The sequence below is a fragment of the Ochrobactrum sp. BTU1 genome (assembly GCA_018798825.1).
Classification (GTDB): domain Bacteria; phylum Pseudomonadota; class Alphaproteobacteria; order Rhizobiales; family Rhizobiaceae; genus Brucella.
Map to the genome: position 1 here is coordinate 1,722,161 of CP076354.1, position 18,040 is coordinate 1,740,200.

Below are 18,040 nucleotides of genomic sequence, written 5' to 3' on the forward strand. Positions count from 1 at the left end.
GGCTGATGGCATGAATACAGCAACCCAAAATACTACGGCTCTGCGAGAAGCAGAGCCGTCGAGGATTGTTCTTTCTGCTCGTGGGCTGGGCAAGTCGTTTGGCGGCTTTCATGCGGTGAAGAATGTCGATCTTGATGTAGAGCACGCCCGCGTTCATGCCCTGATCGGGCCAAATGGTGCAGGCAAGACGACCGTTTTCAACCTGCTCACCAAATTCCTCCAGCCGACAAGCGGCGAGATTACGCTTCTTGGCGAAAACATCACCAAAACCAACCCTGCCAAGGTAGCGCGGATGGGTCTGGTACGTTCGTTTCAGATCTCCGCAACCTTCCCACATCTGACGGTGCTGGAAAACGTGAAGGTCGCGCTTCAACGCCCAAATGGTCTGGCAACGCAGTTCTGGCGTTCGCTGTCTGCACTGGATCAGCTCGACGCAAAAGCGATTGATCTTCTTGAGCGCGTCGGTCTTAGCGATGCCCGCCATGCGCTGGCCGCCGATCTTTCCTATGGCCGCAAGCGCGCGCTTGAAATCGCCACCACACTGGCACTCGATCCGAAAGTGCTGCTGCTTGATGAGCCAATGGCAGGCATGGGGCACGAAGACGTGCACATCATTGCCGCCCTCATCACCGATGTAGCAAAAGATCGTGCGGTGCTGATGGTCGAACACAATCTCAAAGTGGTGGCCGACATCGCCCATCACGTCACGGTGCTGCAACGCGGCGAAATTCTCGCATCGGGCAATTATGCCACCGTCGCACAAGACGAGCGCGTCCGCACTGCTTATATGGGAACCGAACATGAATAGAGGCCAACCCCTGCTCTCAGTGCGCGGGCTCAATGCCTGGTATGGCGAAAGCCATGCGCTGCACGGCGTCGATCTCGATATCTGGCCCGGTGAAACCATTACGCTTCTGGGTCGCAATGGCGTCGGCAAAACCACAACGCTGCGCGCGATCATGGGCATCATCCGCAAGCGGACCGGCACCATCACGCTTGATGGCAAAGACATTCTGCGCGTGCCGCTGCATCGCATTGCCCGCACTGGCCTTGGCTTCGTGCCGGAAGAACGCGGAATCTTTGCAACGCTCAACGTGCATGAAAACCTGCTGCTGCCGCCCGTAGTCGGCAAGGGCAGCGGAGCCATGTCACTCGACGAGATTTACGAGCTCTTCCCCAATCTCTATGAGCGCCGCAACAGCCCCGGCACCAAGCTTTCGGGTGGTGAACAGCAGATGCTGGCGATTGCCCGTATCCTGCGTACCGGCGTGAAGGTGATGCTGCTTGATGAACCGACCGAAGGGCTTGCGCCTGTCATCATCCAGCGCATCGGTGATGTGCTGGTGGAGCTTAAAAAGCGCGGCATGACCGTGTTGCTGGTCGAGCAGAACTTCCGCTTTGCAGCCAAAGTCGCGGACCGCTTTTATCTGATGGATCATGGTGTGGTGACGGAAAACTTCCCAACCGCCGAGCTGCCAGCACGGATGGCATCGCTCACGCAAGCTTTGGGGGTCTGAACCAATGACAATGATTTTCGGAATACCTTTGCAAGCGCTTCTCGGGCAGTTGCTCGTCGGCCTTATCAATGGCTCTTTCTACGCCATGCTGAGCCTCGGCCTCGCCATCATCTTCGGGCTTTTGCGCATCATCAATTTTGCCCATGGCGCGCAATATATGCTCGGCGCATTTGTTGGCTACCTGCTGTTAAGCGGCCTTGGCATCGGCTATTGGCCAGCGCTTATTCTCGCTCCACTGATCGTGGGTCTGGGCGGTGCCATCATCGAGCGCGTTGCACTTTCAAGGCTCTATAATCTTGATCCGCTCTATGGCCTGCTGTTCACTTTTGGTCTGGCGCTCGTGATCGAAGGCACTTTCCGCTATTATTATGGTGCTGCCGGTCAACCCTATGCCGTCCCGCCATCACTTGCAGGCGGCAATAATCTCGGCTTCATGTTCCTGCCCAACTATCGCGCATGGGTGGTGGTGGCGTCACTCGTCATCTGTATCGGCACATGGCTGCTGATCGAGAAGACCAAGCTCGGTGCTTACTTACGCGCCGCAACCGAAAACCCGACACTGGTCAAAGCCTTCGGCATCAATGTGCCACTGCTGCTCACCTTCACCTATGCGCTGGGTGCTGCCCTTGCTGGCTTTGCCGGTATCCTCGCAGCCCCCATTTATCAGGTCAGCCCGCTGATGGGGTCCAACATCATCATCGTGGTCTTTGCCGTGGTCGTGGTCGGCGGAATGGGTTCGATCCTTGGCGCTATCATCACCGGCTATGTGCTGGGGCTGGCTGAAGGTCTGACCAAGGTGTTCTATCCCGAAGCTTCAAGCATCGTCATCTTCGTTATCATGGCTATCGTCCTTCTGGTGCGACCCGCCGGACTGTTCGGGAAGGAGGCCTGATATGACTGATACTGTTCTCAAAGCAACGGCGGCAAACCATCAGGCAAAAGCGCCAGCCCTCAACAGCCTTTCGGCGGTCGTTCTGGCGATTGCGGTGGCTGGATTGATCGTAGCACCCTTCATGGTCTACCCGATCTTCCTGATGAAGATGCTGTGCTTTGCGCTCTTTGCGTCCGCATTCAATCTGCTGCTCGGCTATACCGGCATTCTGTCATTTGGCCACGCAGCCTTCTTTGGCGGTGCTGCCTATGTGACGGCTCATGCGGTCAAGGAATGGGGTGTAACACCCGAAATCGGCATCCTGCTTGGTATGCTGACAGCCGCGGGTCTCGGCCTCATCATCGGCTATCTCGCCATCCGCCGTCAGGGCATCTATTCAACGATGATCACGCTTGCGCTTGCGCAGATGTTCTTCTTCTTCTGTCTGCAAGCGGCCTTTACACACGGCGAAGATGGTCTTCAGGGTGTGCCACGCGGCTATCTCTTTGGCTTCATCGACCTCAACCAACCGATGAATATGTATTATTTTGTGCTGGCGGTGTTTGTGATCGGGGTCTTTGCGATCTGGCGCATCATCAATTCGCCATTCGGCATGATCCTTAAATCCGTGCGCGAAAACGAAAACCGCGCCGTGTCGCTGGGCTATTCCGTCAATCACTACAAGCTTGCAGCCTTTGTCATGTCGGCAGCACTTGCAGGCCTTGCAGGCGGCATGAAGGCACTTGTCTTCCAGTTTGCCACACTCACCGATGTGGGCTGGCAAATGTCGGGCGAAGTGATCCTGATGACGCTGCTTGGCGGCATCGGAACGCTGATCGGCCCTATCGTCGGCGCAGCCTTCGTAGTCGCTCTTCAGAACTATCTCGCAACCTCGGACTTCCCCGTGACAATCGTTACTGGTGTCATCTTCATGGCCTGCGTTCTGCTCTTCCGTAGAGGCATCGTAGGCGAGTTCTATGCATCGCGGCTTGGAAAGAAATTGTTCGGATAACCGGCACTCCCGGAGCCGCATACTCATAAGATAGCGGCTCCACCTTTTTACTGGATATGAAATCATGACCGACACCTACGATTACATCGTGGTTGGCGCGGGCACGGCTGGCTGCGCCCTTGCGAACCGCCTTTCCGCAGATAAGAACCGTTCCGTGCTGCTGCTTGAAGCAGGTGGTAAAGACAATTATGCGTGGATTCATATCCCGGTCGGCTATCTCTATTGCATCGGCAATCCGCGCACCGACTGGTGTTTCACCACAGAAGCGGAAGCGGGCCTGAATGGGCGCTCGCTCGGCTATCCACGCGGCAAAGTGCTTGGTGGCTGCTCCTCAATCAATGGAATGATCTATATGCGCGGACAGGCACGCGATTATGATCTGTGGCGACAGGCCGGTTGCGACGGCTGGGGCTGGGACGACGTTTTGCCCTTCTTCAAAAAATCGGAAGACAATTTCGCGGGCGCAGATGATCTGCATGGCGCAGGCGGCGAATGGCGCGTTGAAAATGCCCGCCTGCACTGGGATATTCTGGATGCTTTTCGTGATGCAGCCGTTGCTGCCGGAATTCCAGCAACCGACGATTTCAATCGCGGTGACAATGAAGGCGTATCCTATTTCAAGGTCAACCAGAAGCGCGGAATTCGCTGGAATACGGCCAAAGCCTTTCTGCGCCCAGCCCTTGATCGCCCCAACCTGCGCGTTGAAACCGGCGCCCATGTTCGCCGCATCGAGATCGAAGAGCTGCGGGCAACCGGCGTCACTTTCGATCAGAATGGGACAACCCGAACCGTCAAAGCAAAACGCGAGATTATTCTGGCAGCAGGTGCCGTCGGCTCGCCGCAGATATTGGAGCTTTCAGGCGTAGGGCGTGGCGATGTGCTGCAACAGGCAGGCGTTGCGCCTAAACTCGAACGCAGACAGTTGGGCGAAAACCTGCAGGATCATCTGCAACTGCGTTGCGCTTATAAAGTAACCGGCATTCCAACGCTCAATGAAAAGGCGAGCAAACTCTTCGGTAAAGCCATGATCGGCCTTGAATATTTCCTGCGTCGTTCAGGCCCCATGTCGATGGCACCCAGCCAGCTCGGTGTTTTCACTCGCTCGGACCCATCCTATGAAACAGCGAATCTGCAATATCATGTGCAGCCACTGAGCCTTGAGAAATTCGGTGAAGCCGTCCACCCCTTCCCGGCCTTTACCGCATCCGTCTGTAATCTGCGCCCCGACAGCCGTGGTTCGATCCACATCAAGTCCCCCGATCACCGGACCCAACCGGCCATCCAGCCGAACTATCTTTCCGCAGAAAGCGACCGCCGTGTTGCAGCCGATTCCATCCGCCTCACCCGTCATATCGTGGCGCAGGCGCCTTTGCAGAAATATCACCCGGAAGAATTCAAGCCCGGACCAATCTATGAAACGCAGGAGCAGCTGGAAAAAGCAGCGGGCGATATCGGCACCACGATTTTCCATCCGGTCGGCACCTGCCGAATGGGTGTAGATGCTGAAGCGATTGTCGATCCGCGTCTGCGACTTAACGGCATTCAGCGACTGCGCGTGGCCGATGCCTCGGTCATGCCAGGAATCACTTCCGGCAACACGAACTCACCCACGTTGATGATTGCCGAGAAGGCCGCCCAGATGATTATTTCGGATAATTATTAGAACCAGATTCCGGTCAGCCCCGTGAGCGGAAATGGCAATCCGCTCACGGGCCTGTGAACGCAATTTCACAATCGTTGAATCTCGTGAAGCTGAAATAATTTTCCTTGTTTATTGCCGTGCAAACGGGAATTATCGGCATCAAGGTGGGCAGGGGGAGAAAGATCATCTAACATGATCACTTTCCGGGACCGGCTCTCCAAAAAACTTTAGACAAGGAAAATAAGAATGTCGTCAGTCCTTTCCCGCTATTCGCTGACCCGCCGCGCGGGTCTGAAAGCTGCCCTCTTCACCGCTGCAGCTCTCACAGTTGGTTTTGCGAGCGCGCCAAGCCACGCAGAAGACAAGACCATCAAGGTCGGCATCATGGGCGGCGAAGACGAAGACGTCTGGAAAGTCGTTGCCGAAGAAGGCAAGAAGCACGGCCTCAACATCGAGCGCGTGACCTTCAACGATTACAACCAGCCAAATGAAGCGCTGGAACGCAAGGAAATCGACGCGAACGCTTTCCAGCACAAGCCTTACCTTGACGAACAGATCAAGCAGCACGGCTACAAGATTGGCGTTGCAGGTTACACCGCTGTCTGGCCAATCGGCATCTATTCGCGCAAGATCAAGAGCCTTGATGAACTGAAAGAAGGCGCAGTTGTCGGTGTGCCGAACGACCCATCGAATGAAGGTCGTGCGCTCCGCGTTCTCGAAGCAAGCGGCCTCATCAAGCTGAAGCCGGAAGCAGGCATCCTCGCAACGCCAATCGATGTGATTGAAAATCCAAAGAAGATCGAAATCAAGGAACTCGACGCCGGTGTCGTCGGTCGCTCGATTGATGATCTCGATGTCGCAATCGTGAACAACGACTGGGCAGCTAAAGCTGGCCTGAAGAAGGAAGAAGCGATCGGTTGGGAATCCAAGGAAAACAACCCATACAACAACTTCATCGCGGTCCGCACCGAAGATGAAAATGCTGAATGGGTAAAGAACCTTGTTGCCTCCTTCCAGAACGACGCCGTCAAGGCCGAGCTGGACCGCGTTTACAAGGGCACAGGCATTCCGGCCTGGAACTAATTGCTATGAGTGACTGAAAGACCGCGCCGGAAAAAGCTTTTCCGGCGCGGCTTTTATTGACGTAAGCGAAAAAATTGCCCAAAAGCATCGGCGGTGAGCATTAGCTCCATGGCTTAGCCAGGCCTCATCTTTCCTTGAAGCCTTATCCGATTGCAGTTTGCCGCTGTTTTACAGCGGTGCATCTAACTATAGAAGAAACGACCGTGACCATTGAACAGCCACCTGCCGCATTAGCGCCCATCGTCGAAATGAAAGACGTGCGCCGAATGTTCGGCGAAACGGCTGCGATCAGCGGTGTCTCTCTTTCCGTCGCACGCGGCGAAATTCTCGGCATCATCGGTCGCAGCGGCGCGGGTAAATCCACGCTGATCCGTTGCGTCAATGGCCTTGAGAAGCCCGACAGCGGTTCAATCCTGATTGAAGGTCGTGAGATCACCGGCCTTGGTGAAGACGCGCTTCGCCCTGTGCGCCGCCGCATCGGCATGGTGTTTCAGCACTTCAATCTCATGTCGGCCAAAACCGTGGCGCAGAACGTAGCTTTACCGCTCAAGATTGCGGGTATGCCAAAAGCTCAGCGCATCAAGCGCGTGGCAGAACTGCTGGATCTCGTCGGTCTCTCCGACAAGGCAAAGCAATATCCGGCACAGCTTTCCGGTGGCCAGAAGCAGCGCGTCGGCATTGCGCGCGCACTTGCTGCCGAACCCGCTGTTCTGCTTTCTGACGAAGCCACCTCAGCGCTCGATCCGGAGACAACGCAGTCGATTCTGGCTCTGCTCAAAGATATCAACACCAAGCTTGGCCTGACCATCCTGCTCATTACCCATGAGATGGAAGTTATCCGCCGCATCGCCGACCGGGTGATCGTGCTGGATCACGGCGCAATCGCCGAAGTAGGTCCGGTCTGGAAAGTCTTCGCCAATCCGCAGTCGCCCATCACGCAAAGCATGTTGCAAGTGCTGGAGCCGGAACTGCCTGCCGTATGGCGCGAGCGCCTCAACAAGACCGGCGATCTTGCCATTCTCAAGGTCAAGCTTTCAGGAACCGCCGCCAAGGGCGCATTCTTCAGCGAAGCGACACTTGCGACCGGCATTGCGCTTCAACTGATCCATGGCGGTATGGATACCATTCAAGGCGAGCCGGTTGGAACCATGTTCATTGGCCTGCCCACGCAGGACAAGGCAAAACTAGACGCCGCACTCGCCTATATCAACACCCATGCAGACGCCACGGAGGTTCTCGGCTATGTCTCAGGCAATGCTTGATCTTCTCTGGCGCTCCTTCTGGGAGACCATGATCATGACCGGCTTTTCGAGCCTGATTTCGCTCGTCGTCGGTCTGCCGCTGGCACTCATCATGATTCTGACCGAACGTGGTGGCCTTGCGCAAAACCTGACAATCAACGCCATTCTCGGTGCCATCATCAATGGCTTCCGTTCAGTGCCTTTCATCATTTTGCTTGTGGCACTCATCCCGGTAACGCGCTTTGTTGTCGGCACATCAATCGGCACATGGGCATCCATCGTGCCATTGTCGATTGCCGCGATTCCTTATTATGCGCGCATCGCAGAAGTCTCGCTGCGCGAAGTGGATAACGGCCTCGTGGAAGCTGCCCGTTCGATGGGCGCAAACCGCTGGACAATCGTGCGTGAAGTGCTGGTGCCGGAAGCACTTCCGGGCATTATCGCAGGCTTCACCGTGACCATCATCACACTCATTGGCGCGTCTGCAATGGCCGGTGCCATCGGTGCAGGCGGTCTTGGCGATCTGGCTATCCGCTATGGATATCAGCGCTTTGAAACGCAGATCATGATTGCTGTGGTGATTATTCTGATCATCATGGTGTGCGGAATTCAGCTGATCGGCGATTATCTCGTCAATCGCCTCGACAAGCGCAACCTGCGTTCACGCAGCTAAACTACAGACTGAGGGTGTTTATCGCACCCTCCGTCTAAAACCTGCTTCCAGCGTATTGCCATCAGGGTCGAAGACGAGAGCCGCATAATAGCCCATCTCTTCCGGCCCCTGATAGGCCGGTGAGCCGCTCTCCCTGCCGCCACCCTGAACTGCTGCCCGGAAAAAAGCCTCCACATCTTCACGGCTGCTCGCATTGAACATCAGATGAAGATGGTTGCCCGGCTTGCCTTCAGCCACGCCTGCGTCCGCTTTCTGCCCTTTGTGTATCCATAGAAAGGGCACAGGTGCCCTCTCGCCGCCACTCACAAAGAAACCGCTATCCGAATGTGGAATAACAGCGAGCCCAAGTTTAGGCATGCAGCTTTCATAGAAAGAAAGGCTGCGGCGGAGGTCTTTGCTTTGAAAGCCGATGTGATCGAAGAGCGACATAGCAATGATTATATGTCGGCTTTTAATAAAGAAAAGCGGCGCCCCCTATTTTGGAGAGCGCCGCTGTAATTATTCTCGTAAAAGATGGATTAGTGTCTGTGGGGCGTTTTCGAATTTGACGTTTGAAACAGCATTAATGTCAGCCGGGATTCAAACGTCAAATCCAATCCACTAGCCGCGTGTGCGTGCCAGTCCGGCCTTGGCAGGCTGATAGTTTGCATCAAGCTGAATAGCGCGCGAATAAGAATTCGCAGCCTTGGCCTTGTCGCCGCGCTGTTCATAGACCAGCGCCTGATTGGACCAGCTTTCAGCAACATTGCCATCAAGGGTGATCGCCGTGTTGAAATCGTCAAATGCGTTGTCGTAATCGCCCAGCGCCACATAAGAAATGCCGCGACCATTATAAGGTTCAGGCGCTGTTGAATTAAGCGAAATCGCTTTCGAGAAATCCTCAATTGCCTGCTTGTGCTGGCCCTTGGCCTGATAGATCAGACCACGGTTGTGGTAAGCGCGGCCATCGGTCGTCTGCAACGAGATTGCCTGGTTAAAATCGCTAAGCGCCTGATCGAGACGTCCAGCCAGACGATAGACATTACCACGTCCGACATAAGCTGCATCATATTGCGGGTTGATCTGGATCGCGCGGCTGTAATCCTGTGCTGCCTTGCCGCTGTCGCCCATATAACGATAAATCAGCGCGCGGTTTGCATAGGCCTGATAGAAATTCGGGTTGAGCGCAATTGCCTGATCGAAATCACGCAGCGCTTCCTTATAACGGCGGGCCTTGCCATAAGCCGATCCGCGCACGTTGTAAGCTTCGGGATCGCGCGGGTTGCTCTGAATAACGCTGGTGAGCGAGCTGATGTTTTCGCTCGAACCCTGTGCACGATCAACCGTGCTCAATGCGCTATGTGTGCTAGAGCTTTGGCAACCAGCAACCGCAAGAGCCAGAACTGCCGTGACCGCCAATAGGCTGTTTCGTGCAAAATGAGAGCCTGTTGATTTTCCGGCCTTCTCAACAAAGTTCCCGGACGAATGCATCACCTTAAAGCGTGTTGGCAACGACAGCGTTCCTTTCTGCTTGATCGGAGCGAGGGACCTGAAACCCTGAACTTCCGTCAACTTTGTCCCCGGCTGATACAACAGCCACAATACTATATTTGTCTCTATAGCACAGCAAAAGGCCGCAGGAAAAACTGCGCCTTGAAATGCACCCGAAAAACGAAACCGGCTTTCGGATAAGATAGGCGTAAACTCAACTCTTGGAAGCCCGGATCTGATACTATCGGATCTTTGCTCCAGATGGATCAACGCCACAATAAAGGTCAGTATATGGCGGTCCGCTGACACTTCAAATCGGCATGTCTTATCTCGTGAAGCGAACGAGATCATGCTCTGACCTTCAGACATGCAAAAACCGGCGCGAGCCATAAGCTGCACCGGTAAGCAAAAGGCGCCACAAAGGCGGCGCCAATCTCAGGTCACTTAGCGAGCTGCGGTACGACCGCCGCCGATAAGACCTTCACGCTGTGCGCGCTTACGAGCCAGCTTGCGAGCGCGACGAACGGCTTCTGCCTTTTCGCGGGCGCGCTTTTCAGATGGCTTTTCATAATGGCCACGCATCTTCATTTCGCGGAAGATACCTTCGCGCTGCATCTTTTTCTTCAGAGCGCGGAGAGCCTGATCAACATTGTTATCGCGGACGAGTACCTGCACGTGTAATCCCGTATCGGTTAGAATTTCGGTTGAGCCTGAGGCTTTAAGGGCGTCTCTTAACGATGTTCAGTCGACAGAGTCAACTGTCTAAACGCCGAAAGGCTCCCAAGCTTCGCAACATAAACGCTGCAAATTGGGGCTGGCATTACCAGATGGCCCGGCTTTTGTCCACCTCAAGATAAGACTTTGCCCAGCCCTGGGTACAAATAATGGCTTCACGTCGAATTATAATGACCAAATCAGCCTTTATAGGCTAGAGAGCACGCGCTTTTCGCACAATTCAGCCTCATTGCTCCGTCATGAGCTACAGGCTGGTGAAATGTACCGCCCATCCCCATTCATTGATTCCTTCTGTCGAGATTTATGTCTTTCCACAAACGACTCGTTATTCAATTCACAGGCTATGAAGGCCTGCACCCGAAAGCCGTCCGCGTGCGTCATGCGCAAGCGTTGAAGGACTTCGACCGTTTGTGGCACGCAAAGACCAAATTACCTCCGATGAAAGACGAGTCGGATGACTGCGGCAGCCTGACAGCGACGACCAATGGCAATGGCTGGCAGACGGAAACCGAATTCTGTCAGTTTGGCACCGCAGACATCTTTGACGACTACGCAGCCCGCTCTACACCCATGCGTATGCTGACGGGCTTCCGCGCCTTCATGAACATTTTCTTCACAGGCACCCTGCTCCGCTATCTGCTGACCAGCTGGCGCTTCGTGATGTTCTTCATGTGGCCGTTTCTGCTATCCATCGTCATTATCGCAATCGCGGCCCTGATCGCTTCTGCGCCAATGCTTGCTGGTTTCCCATCCTGGAACCTTGTCTGGTCCCTGCCGCTTGCCGCAGTTATCGCGACATTGCTCGTGCGCTGGCCGGGCGACCGATTCTTCATGTCCTATCTGCTCGATGACTGGTCGGCTGCCTATGATCGTATCTATAGCCGCAACGACAAGCTCAAAGCACGTCGTCGCGCCTTTGCGGAAGCACTCAAAAAGAAGATTGAGGAAAGCAACGCCGACGAAGTGATTATCGTCGCCCATAGCCTTGGAACGGTTCCAGCCGTGGAAGCGCTGGCAGATGTTCAGCATGAGCGCCCCGACCTGCTCACAAAGCAACCTGTGTCTATGCTGGCCATTGGCTCGTGCCTTCTGATGATCGCTCTTCACCCAAAGGCACGCGACTTGCTTGAAGACGTGGGCGTGGTGATGAATGAAAGCCCTGTGCTCTGGTCGGAGTTTCAGGTTCTTACCGACATCATCCACTTCTACGGCTCAGATCCGGCGAAGGCGCTGAAGATAAAGGCCGAGAACCCGCCGCTCATCCATCGTATCCGCTTCAAGAACGTACACAGTGAAAACCGCTATAAGCGTTCAAAGGGCAATTTCTTCCTGATGCACCTGCTTTATATGCGCGGTGCCGAGAAGAAGAACTTTTACGACTTTGGCATGTTTCTGCATGGCCCGTTCTTCTTCCGTGAGCTAATGACAACCCACAAAGACAAAGCCGCCCCACTTGATGAAGAGGGACGGCTTCAAAACTCTTAAAGATCGGCACTTACGCCTCTGGTGGCTCCACCACGGCGATGGTAAGCCATGTCGCCGTGAGCGCTGGCTTGATGGTGTTCTCAACTTCCAGCGTCACTTCGTAATGATTGACCACCCGGCCCGATGGGCGAATATCGGCATCGGCAAGCTTGAAACGGGCGCGCACGCGTGCGCCTGTCTTGACCGGTGACATGAAGCGCACTTTATCGAAGCCGTAATTAATGCCCATGGTGGCACCCTGCAGCATCGGCAGCGCTTCAAAAGCCAGTGTTGAAAGCAGCGATAAAGTCAGAAACCCATGCGCAATCGTGCCGCCAAATGGCGTTTCCTTGGCTGCGCGCTCCGGATCAACATGGATGAACTGATGATCATCCGTTGCATCGGCAAACTGATTGATCATTTCCTGCGTGACTTCACGCCACTCGGAACATCCGATTTCCGTGCCGATCGCCTCGCGCAACTGGTCGAGCGTAATTGCGTCCTTCATTCCCTCAAACTTTCTGCTGAACTGATAACGCCTTCTTTAACCTATAAAAAAGGCCCGGCAAATCATAACCTCACGCGGCAACCAGTATTTCACGGGCGATATCATCCCAATGGCCGAAAACGTGGCTCGCACCCTTGGAAGACAAGCGTTCTGCATGACCTTCATAGGTATGACCACCACCCGTATAGCCAAAGGCCGTCATACCGGCTGCAATCGCGCCTTCAACGCCAAACGGCGAATCTTCGATCACCACGCAGCATGCCGGATCAACGCCCATTTTGTCGGCTGCAAAAAGGAAAAGATCAGGTGCGGGCTTGCCGCGCTTGACCATGCTCGATGAATAGACCGCATCACCGAAGTAATGGTTGATACCCGTCTTCTCCAAGCTAAATGCAATGCGCTCCGGCTGCGAGGAGGATGCAACGCAACGCTTGTGCGGCAGGATTTTCAGAAAATCGGCAATGCCGACTGCTGGCTGCAAATGTTCGGCAAACAGAACCTTCGTTTCAGGCCAGAACTGGCTCAAAGCTTCTTCTGGGAGACGATGGCCCGTCAGTCCGGCAATCATTTCAAGAATATCTGCCTGCTTCATGCCGATGCCTTTTGCAACCGTACCCTCCGGCAGCATCATGCCGTGATTGGCATAAACCTGCTCAAACGCGCGGCAGGAAAGCGGCTCGCTATCGACGAGAACACCGTCGCAATCGAAGATAACGAGGTCGAAGGGGGATGCGTTGCTCATAAAGGCTCCGATGGAATGCATATGGGGAATGCGTATTTTGTCGCGCCGATTTGAGATGCGCGCTTTTCACTGTTGATATAGAGACTGTTCGTCCATTGCGCATCTATAACAATATAAGCGTGACAAAATTATCGCGAAATAGATGGTTAGAGCATAAGTCCTGTCGGCGTGAAACGAGGATCGATAAGATTATGCTTCAAATAAAAACGGTTAGAGCGCCAATCTGGTTTTTTCAGATCGAAACGCACTAAGTAATTTGCGGAGACTCTCATGACGACGAATGTGGCACTGGTTGGGCTGGCGCGAGACTTGCAATTGCGCGCTGAAACCGGAAAACCAATCCGCATCGGTCTTATCGGTGCTGGTGAAATGGGCACGGATATTGTCACACAAGTCGCCCGTATGCCCGGCATTGAAGTGGGCGCCCTTTCTGCCCGCCGTCTGCCGAACACCTTCAAGGCTGTCCGCACTGCCTATGGCGACGATGACAATGCACGCGAAGCCAACAGCGAAAGCGCTATGACCAGTGCCATCGAAAGTGGAAAGATCGCAGTCACCGGCGATAATGATCTGATCCTCTCCAATCCGCTGATCGATGTCATCATCGATGCAACCGGCATTCCGGAAGTCGGCGCTGAAACCGGCATCAAGGCCATCGAGCATGGCAAGCATCTTGTAATGATGAATGTCGAAGCCGATGTCACCATCGGGCCTTACCTCAAGGCACAGGCCGACAAGCAGGGCGTCATTTATTCGCTGGGCGCAGGTGACGAGCCTTCCTCCTGCATGGAGTTGATCGAGTTCGTTTCAGCCCTTGGCTATGAAGTGGTCTCTGCTGGCAAGGGCAAGAACAACCCGCTCAATTTTGATGCCATCCCTGACGACTATCAGGAAGAAGCCGACCGCCGAAACATGAATGTCCGCCTGCTGGTCGAATTCATTGATGGCTCAAAAACCATGGTCGAGATGGCAGCCATTGCCAATGCAACTGGCCTTGTTCCTGATATTGCCGGGATGCATGGCCCCCGCGCCAGCATCGACCAGTTGAGCCAAACCCTTATCCCACAGGCGGATGGCGGCGTTCTCAGCAAAAGCGGCGTCGTTGATTATTCCATCGGCAAAGGCGTTTCGCCGGGCGTGTTCGTTGTGGCCAAGATGGACCACCCTCGCCTTAATGAGCGCCTTGAAGATCTGAAGATCGGCAAAGGCCCTTATTTCACCTTCCACCGCCCATACCACCTCACATCGCTGGAAGTGCCGCTGACAGTCGCGCGTGCCGTTCTGTATGGCAAATCCGATATGGTGCCGCTGCCAAAGCCGGTGGCGGAAGTCTGCGCGGTCGCAAAGAAAGACTTGCAGCCGGGTGATCATCTCGATGCCATCGGTCAATATTGCTATCGTTCATGGATCATGACGACACCGGAAGCACGCAGTGCCAAGGCCATTCCTTGCGGCTTGCTACAAAACGGCACCGTCACTGCACCAATCAAAAAGGGTGAACTCATCACCTATGCCAATGCAGCACCACAGCCCGGCTCCAAGATTGCCGAGCTGCGTGCATTGCAGGACAAGATGATCTACGGCTGATCTAACTTATTCGATTATAATAAAAGGGCGGCTCGAAGCCGCCCTTTTTGTTTCTTGCCAGAACACCCCGGCCTTATGAGATTCGGGGAAATGGCGTGCCGAAAATGGTGGGGTTCGAGCACCGGAGCGGAGTGTACTTAAAGTACATGAGCACCGGAAGCGCAGAACCACGCCATTTGCAGGCCGCCAGAACCCGAATATCGAAGGCCTAGTGATCCAAAGCCTTAACGATGCTTTCAACCATCTTCTTCGCGTCGGCAAAGAGCATCATGGTGTTGTCGCGGAAGAACAGCTCGTTTTCAACGCCAGCATAGCCTGAGCCCATGCCGCGCTTGATGAAGAGCACTGTACCGGCCTTGTCGACATCGAGGATCGGCATACCGAAAATCGGCGATTGCGGGTCGGTCTTCGCTGCCGGATTGGTCACGTCATTCGCGCCAATCACGAAGGCAACATCAGCCGTCGCAAATTCCGAATTGATGTCTTCAAGTTCAAACACTTCATCATAAGGCACGTTGGCTTCGGCCAGCAGCACGTTCATATGGCCAGGCATACGACCGGCAACAGGGTGGATTGCGTATTTCACTTCCACGCCTTCGGCTTTCAGCTTATCAGCCATTTCACGCAGCGCATGCTGTGCCTGTGCCACTGCCATACCGTAACCCGGCACGATGATGACCTTGGATGCGTTCTTCATGATGAAGGCTGCATCGTCAGCCGAACCCTGCTTGACCGGACGCTGTTCCACTTCGCCGCTGCCCGCAGCTGCCACGTCACCGCCGAAGCCACCAAGAATAACCGAAATGAACGAGCGGTTCATGCCTTTACACATGATGTAGGACAGGATCGCACCGGATGAACCGACCAGCGCACCGGTAATAATCAGCGCCAGATTGCCAAGCGTGAAACCAATGCCTGCCGCAGCCCAGCCCGAATAGGAGTTGAGCATGGAAACGACAACCGGCATATCTGCGCCACCAATCGGGATGATGATCAGCACACCGAATACCAGTGCCAGAATGACGATCAGCCAGAACACGAAATGGCTTTCGGTGTTGGTCAGAACGGCAATCAGAATCACGATTGCAGCAGCCAGCGCCGCATTGATGACATGACGCCCCGGCAGCATGATCGGCTTGCCCGACATGCGGCCATCAAGCTTCAGGAACGCAATGATCGAACCGGTGAAGGTGATTGCACCAATCGCAACACCCAGCGACATTTCGATCAGCGCCTGACCGTGGATCTGACCCACTTCGCCAATGCCGAAGGAATGCGGTGAGTAAAGGGCTGCGGCAGCAACGAGAACGGCTGCAAGACCAATCAGCGAGTGGAAGGCTGCCACGAGCTGCGGCATGGCCGTCATCGCAATTCGGCGTGCAATCACTGCACCAATACCGCCACCAATGGCGATACCGAGGATAATCAGCACCAGACCGCCAAAGCTTGGACGTGCCAGCAACAGCGTGGTGACGATGGAAATACCCATACCGATCATTCCATAGGTATTACCCTGACGGCTGGTGGTTGGGTGCGAAAGGCCGCGCAGTGCCAGAATGAACAGGACACCGGAGACCAGATAAAGGAAGGCTGCGAGATTAACGCTCATGATGGCTCAGCCCTCACTTTTCTTTTTTCTTGTACATGGCAAGCATACGCTGGGTAACCAGAAAGCCGCCAAAGATGTTTACGCTTGCAAGGATGAGCGCGATGAAGCCGAAGCCGGTTGCCCAGCCCGAAAGCGAAAGACCGACGGCAAGAAGTGCGCCGACCACGATCACCGATGAAATAGCGTTGGTAACAGCCATAAGCGGCGTATGCAGTGCAGGCGTCACCTGCCAGACGACGTAATAACCGACGAAAATCGACAGAACGAAAATCGCAAGGCGGAAGACAAACGGATCAACCACGCCACCGGATGCGGCATGGGCGGCGGCAGCTGCTGCATCACCTAAACCGCCTGCATTTTCCGCTGCCTGCCTGACGGCATCTGCCGCCTGATTGAGGCTCTCAAGAGCTTTTTCAAGTGCTGTATCGGACATTATGCCTCTCCTCCATCAGCGGAAGTTTTTGCAGCTTTTGCCGGTGCTTTTCGGGTTGTCTTGGCTACAGGCTTTGCCGTGGCAGACGCCGCTTCCTTTGCAGCCTCTGCCTTAACAGCAGGCGCTTTTGCCTTCGGTGCGGCTTTAGGTTTAGCGACCTTCTCAGCCACAACGGCTGGCGCTGCTTCGACTTCTGCTTCGGCCTTGGCAAACGCCGGATGCACGACTTTGCCCTCGTGGGTCAGAAGTGTTGCCTTTACCAGCTCTTCCTGCGGATCAAGCTTGAGAAGCTTTGCTTCCTTATCGACCAGCGTTTCGAGGAATGCATAAAGATTGCGCGCGTAAAGCTGCGAGGCAGTCGCCGCAATCCGGCCCGGCACATTGAGATGACCGACGATCTTCACACCGTTCACATCTGCAACCTGACCGGCAACTGCACCTTCGACATTGCCGCCGCGCTCAACTGCGAGATCAACCAGCACAGAACCCGGACGCATGGCTGCGACCATTTCCTTTGAAACAAGACGCGGGGCGGCACGACCCGGAATAAGCGCCGTGGTAATGACAATATCCTGCTTGGCAATATGGTCAGCAACAAGTGCCGCCTGCTTCGCCTGATATTCCTTCGACATTTCCTTGGCATAACCGCCAGAGGTTTCCGCCGCCTTGAATTCCTCATCCTCGACCGCGATGAACTTCGCGCCAAGCGAAGCGACCTGCTCCTTAGCAGCCGGGCGAACGTCGGTTGCAGTCACAACCGCACCCAGACGACGTGCAGTCGCAATCGCCTGAAGTCCGGCAACACCTGCACCCATGACGAAGACGCGGGCTGCAGGCACCGTGCCAGCAGCCGTCATCATCATTGGCATAGCACGGTCATAGACGTCGGCTGCATCAATGACGGCCTGATAACCGGCGAGATTGGCCTGCGACGAGAGAACATCCATCACCTGCGCGCGCGTTATACGCGGCATAAATTCCATCGTGAAAGCGGAAATACCGGCCTTCGCAAGAGCTGCAACCGCTGCTTCCTGACCGTAGGGATCAAGCATCGCGAAAAGTGCTGCACCCGGTTTATACCCTTTGAGTTCCGCATCGTTCGGACGGCGCACTTTCAGGATAACATCTGCCGCTTTGGCGTCAGCCGTAGTGCCTATGCGCGCGCCAGCGCCTGAAAACTCGGTATCGATGATACGCGATTTTTCGCCTGCGCCTTTTTCCACCACGACATCAAAACCAAGCGCGATGAATTTCTTCACCGTCTCGGCAGATGCCGCAACGCGGGTCTCGTTGGGATCACTCTCTTTCGGAATGAATATAGTCTGGGCCAACTGGTTTCCCTTTCGTGGCTTAATCCGACCTCGCAGCCGGGCACAATCCGGGCTTCCGGGAAGAAGCCCCCTTAAAATGATGAAACAGACGACATGCATAAAGCCCCGGCAAGGTGCGAGCT

Annotated in this window: 18 protein-coding genes; 10 read left to right on the plus strand and 8 right to left on the minus strand. The window is 54.9% G+C overall.

Annotation, left to right across the window (positions count from 1 at the left end; all coding sequences use genetic code 11):
- Nucleotides 1–10 precede the first annotated feature (10 nt).
- From KMS41_08305 to KMS41_08340, 8 genes are all read left to right on the plus strand, one after another.
- Complete coding sequence (locus KMS41_08305) at nucleotides 11–808, plus strand: ABC transporter ATP-binding protein (protein QWK77106.1); 798 nt, start codon at nucleotides 11–13, stop codon at nucleotides 806–808.
- Complete coding sequence (locus KMS41_08310) at nucleotides 801–1,517, plus strand: ABC transporter ATP-binding protein (GenBank protein QWK77107.1); 717 nt, start codon at nucleotides 801–803, stop codon at nucleotides 1,515–1,517. Before KMS41_08305 ends, KMS41_08310 begins: the two co-directional genes overlap by 8 nt.
- A gap of 4 nt (nucleotides 1,518–1,521) precedes the next feature.
- Complete coding sequence (locus tag KMS41_08315) at nucleotides 1,522–2,409, plus strand: branched-chain amino acid ABC transporter permease (GenBank protein QWK77108.1); 888 nt, start codon at nucleotides 1,522–1,524, stop codon at nucleotides 2,407–2,409.
- Nucleotide 2,410: 1 nt separating this feature from the next.
- On the plus strand, nucleotides 2,411–3,400 hold the full coding sequence (locus KMS41_08320; GenBank protein QWK77109.1) for a branched-chain amino acid ABC transporter permease: 990 nt from the start codon (nucleotides 2,411–2,413) through the stop codon (nucleotides 3,398–3,400).
- Nucleotides 3,401–3,464: 64 nt separating this feature from the next.
- On the plus strand, nucleotides 3,465–5,063 hold the full coding sequence (locus KMS41_08325; GenBank protein QWK77110.1) for a GMC family oxidoreductase N-terminal domain-containing protein: 1,599 nt from the start codon (nucleotides 3,465–3,467) through the stop codon (nucleotides 5,061–5,063).
- 225 nt (nucleotides 5,064–5,288) lie between these two features.
- Nucleotides 5,289–6,125, plus strand: a complete 837-nt coding sequence (locus KMS41_08330) for a MetQ/NlpA family ABC transporter substrate-binding protein (protein ID QWK77111.1) — start codon at nucleotides 5,289–5,291, stop codon at nucleotides 6,123–6,125.
- 203 nt (nucleotides 6,126–6,328) lie between these two features.
- Nucleotides 6,329–7,387, plus strand: a complete 1,059-nt coding sequence (locus KMS41_08335) for a methionine ABC transporter ATP-binding protein (protein ID QWK77112.1) — start codon at nucleotides 6,329–6,331, stop codon at nucleotides 7,385–7,387.
- Entirely contained in the window at nucleotides 7,368–8,039 is a 672-nt protein-coding gene (locus tag KMS41_08340) for an ABC transporter permease (protein ID QWK77113.1), read from the plus strand. Before KMS41_08335 ends, KMS41_08340 begins: the two co-directional genes overlap by 20 nt.
- An 18-nt stretch (nucleotides 8,040–8,057) precedes the next feature.
- Here the strand turns inward: KMS41_08340 and KMS41_08345 are convergent, their stop codons facing one another.
- From KMS41_08345 to rpsU, 3 genes are all read right to left on the minus strand, one after another.
- Entirely contained in the window at nucleotides 8,058–8,468 is a 411-nt protein-coding gene (locus KMS41_08345) for a VOC family protein (protein QWK77114.1), read from the minus strand.
- Between the two features lie 171 nt (nucleotides 8,469–8,639).
- The gene (locus KMS41_08350) at nucleotides 8,640–9,590 is read right to left on the minus strand and encodes a tetratricopeptide repeat protein (protein ID QWK77115.1); all 951 of its coding nucleotides are present in this window, start codon (nucleotides 9,588–9,590) and stop codon (nucleotides 8,640–8,642) included.
- A 363-nt stretch (nucleotides 9,591–9,953) separates the two neighbouring features.
- Nucleotides 9,954–10,184, minus strand: a complete 231-nt coding sequence (gene rpsU, locus KMS41_08355; protein ID QWK77116.1) for a 30S ribosomal protein S21 — start codon at nucleotides 10,182–10,184, stop codon at nucleotides 9,954–9,956.
- A gap of 363 nt (nucleotides 10,185–10,547) precedes the next feature.
- Between rpsU and KMS41_08360 the strand changes: the two genes are divergently transcribed.
- On the plus strand, nucleotides 10,548–11,729 hold the full coding sequence (locus KMS41_08360; protein ID QWK77117.1) for an alpha/beta hydrolase: 1,182 nt from the start codon (nucleotides 10,548–10,550) through the stop codon (nucleotides 11,727–11,729).
- 10 nt (nucleotides 11,730–11,739) lie between these two features.
- Here KMS41_08360 and KMS41_08365 read toward each other — a convergent pair whose 3' ends face one another.
- Together KMS41_08365 and KMS41_08370 are read right to left on the minus strand one after the other, a co-directional pair.
- Nucleotides 11,740–12,216, minus strand: a complete 477-nt coding sequence (locus KMS41_08365; protein ID QWK77118.1) for a MaoC family dehydratase — start codon at nucleotides 12,214–12,216, stop codon at nucleotides 11,740–11,742.
- Between the two features lie 70 nt (nucleotides 12,217–12,286).
- Nucleotides 12,287–12,958 (minus strand): HAD family phosphatase, encoded by a 672-nt coding sequence (locus KMS41_08370; GenBank protein QWK77119.1) that lies wholly within the window; start codon nucleotides 12,956–12,958, stop codon nucleotides 12,287–12,289.
- Between the two features lie 270 nt (nucleotides 12,959–13,228).
- On the opposite strand from KMS41_08370, the gene KMS41_08375 reads away from it, so the two are divergent.
- Complete coding sequence (locus tag KMS41_08375) at nucleotides 13,229–14,545, plus strand: 1-deoxy-D-ribulose 5-phosphate reductoisomerase (GenBank protein QWK77120.1); 1,317 nt, start codon at nucleotides 13,229–13,231, stop codon at nucleotides 14,543–14,545.
- Nucleotides 14,546–14,753: 208 nt separating this feature from the next.
- Here KMS41_08375 and KMS41_08380 read toward each other — a convergent pair whose 3' ends face one another.
- Genes KMS41_08380 through KMS41_08390 form a run of 3 tightly spaced genes read right to left on the minus strand, consistent with a single transcriptional unit; the run spans nucleotide 14,754 to nucleotide 17,918 of the window.
- Nucleotides 14,754–16,154 (minus strand): NAD(P)(+) transhydrogenase (Re/Si-specific) subunit beta, encoded by a 1,401-nt coding sequence (locus KMS41_08380; GenBank protein ID QWK77121.1) that lies wholly within the window; start codon nucleotides 16,152–16,154, stop codon nucleotides 14,754–14,756.
- 13 nt (nucleotides 16,155–16,167) lie between these two features.
- Nucleotides 16,168–16,587: an NAD(P) transhydrogenase subunit alpha gene (locus KMS41_08385; GenBank protein QWK77122.1), complete on the minus strand. Its 420-nt coding sequence runs from the start codon at nucleotides 16,585–16,587 to the stop codon at nucleotides 16,168–16,170.
- Nucleotides 16,587–17,918, minus strand: coding sequence for a Re/Si-specific NAD(P)(+) transhydrogenase subunit alpha (locus KMS41_08390; GenBank protein ID QWK77123.1), 1,332 nt, complete (start codon nucleotides 17,916–17,918; stop codon nucleotides 16,587–16,589). The genes KMS41_08385 and KMS41_08390 overlap by 1 nt, the downstream gene beginning before the upstream one ends.
- Nucleotides 17,919–18,040: the final 122 nt, after the last annotated feature.

Bases quoted from the DNA above. Each gene is read 5' to 3' on its own strand.
- KMS41_08305 (QWK77106.1), top strand. From the start codon at position 11: ATGAATACAGCAACCCAAAATACTACGGCTCTGCGAGAAGCAGAGCCG.
- KMS41_08310 (QWK77107.1), top strand. From the start codon at position 801: ATGAATAGAGGCCAACCCCTGCTCTCAGTGCGCGGGCTCAATGCCTGG.
- KMS41_08315 (QWK77108.1), top strand. From the start codon at position 1,522: ATGACAATGATTTTCGGAATACCTTTGCAAGCGCTTCTCGGGCAGTTG.
- KMS41_08320 (QWK77109.1), top strand. From the start codon at position 2,411: ATGACTGATACTGTTCTCAAAGCAACGGCGGCAAACCATCAGGCAAAA.
- KMS41_08325 (QWK77110.1), top strand. From the start codon at position 3,465: ATGACCGACACCTACGATTACATCGTGGTTGGCGCGGGCACGGCTGGC.
- KMS41_08330 (QWK77111.1), top strand. From the start codon at position 5,289: ATGTCGTCAGTCCTTTCCCGCTATTCGCTGACCCGCCGCGCGGGTCTG.
- KMS41_08340 (QWK77113.1), top strand. From the start codon at position 7,368: ATGTCTCAGGCAATGCTTGATCTTCTCTGGCGCTCCTTCTGGGAGACC.
- KMS41_08345 (QWK77114.1), bottom strand. From the start codon at position 8,468: ATGTCGCTCTTCGATCACATCGGCTTTCAAAGCAAAGACCTCCGCCGC.
- KMS41_08360 (QWK77117.1), top strand. From the start codon at position 10,548: ATGTCTTTCCACAAACGACTCGTTATTCAATTCACAGGCTATGAAGGC.
- KMS41_08365 (QWK77118.1), bottom strand. From the start codon at position 12,216: ATGAAGGACGCAATTACGCTCGACCAGTTGCGCGAGGCGATCGGCACG.
- KMS41_08370 (QWK77119.1), bottom strand. From the start codon at position 12,958: ATGAGCAACGCATCCCCCTTCGACCTCGTTATCTTCGATTGCGACGGT.
- KMS41_08375 (QWK77120.1), top strand. From the start codon at position 13,229: ATGACGACGAATGTGGCACTGGTTGGGCTGGCGCGAGACTTGCAATTG.
- KMS41_08380 (QWK77121.1), bottom strand. From the start codon at position 16,154: ATGAGCGTTAATCTCGCAGCCTTCCTTTATCTGGTCTCCGGTGTCCTG.
- KMS41_08385 (QWK77122.1), bottom strand. From the start codon at position 16,587: ATGTCCGATACAGCACTTGAAAAAGCTCTTGAGAGCCTCAATCAGGCG.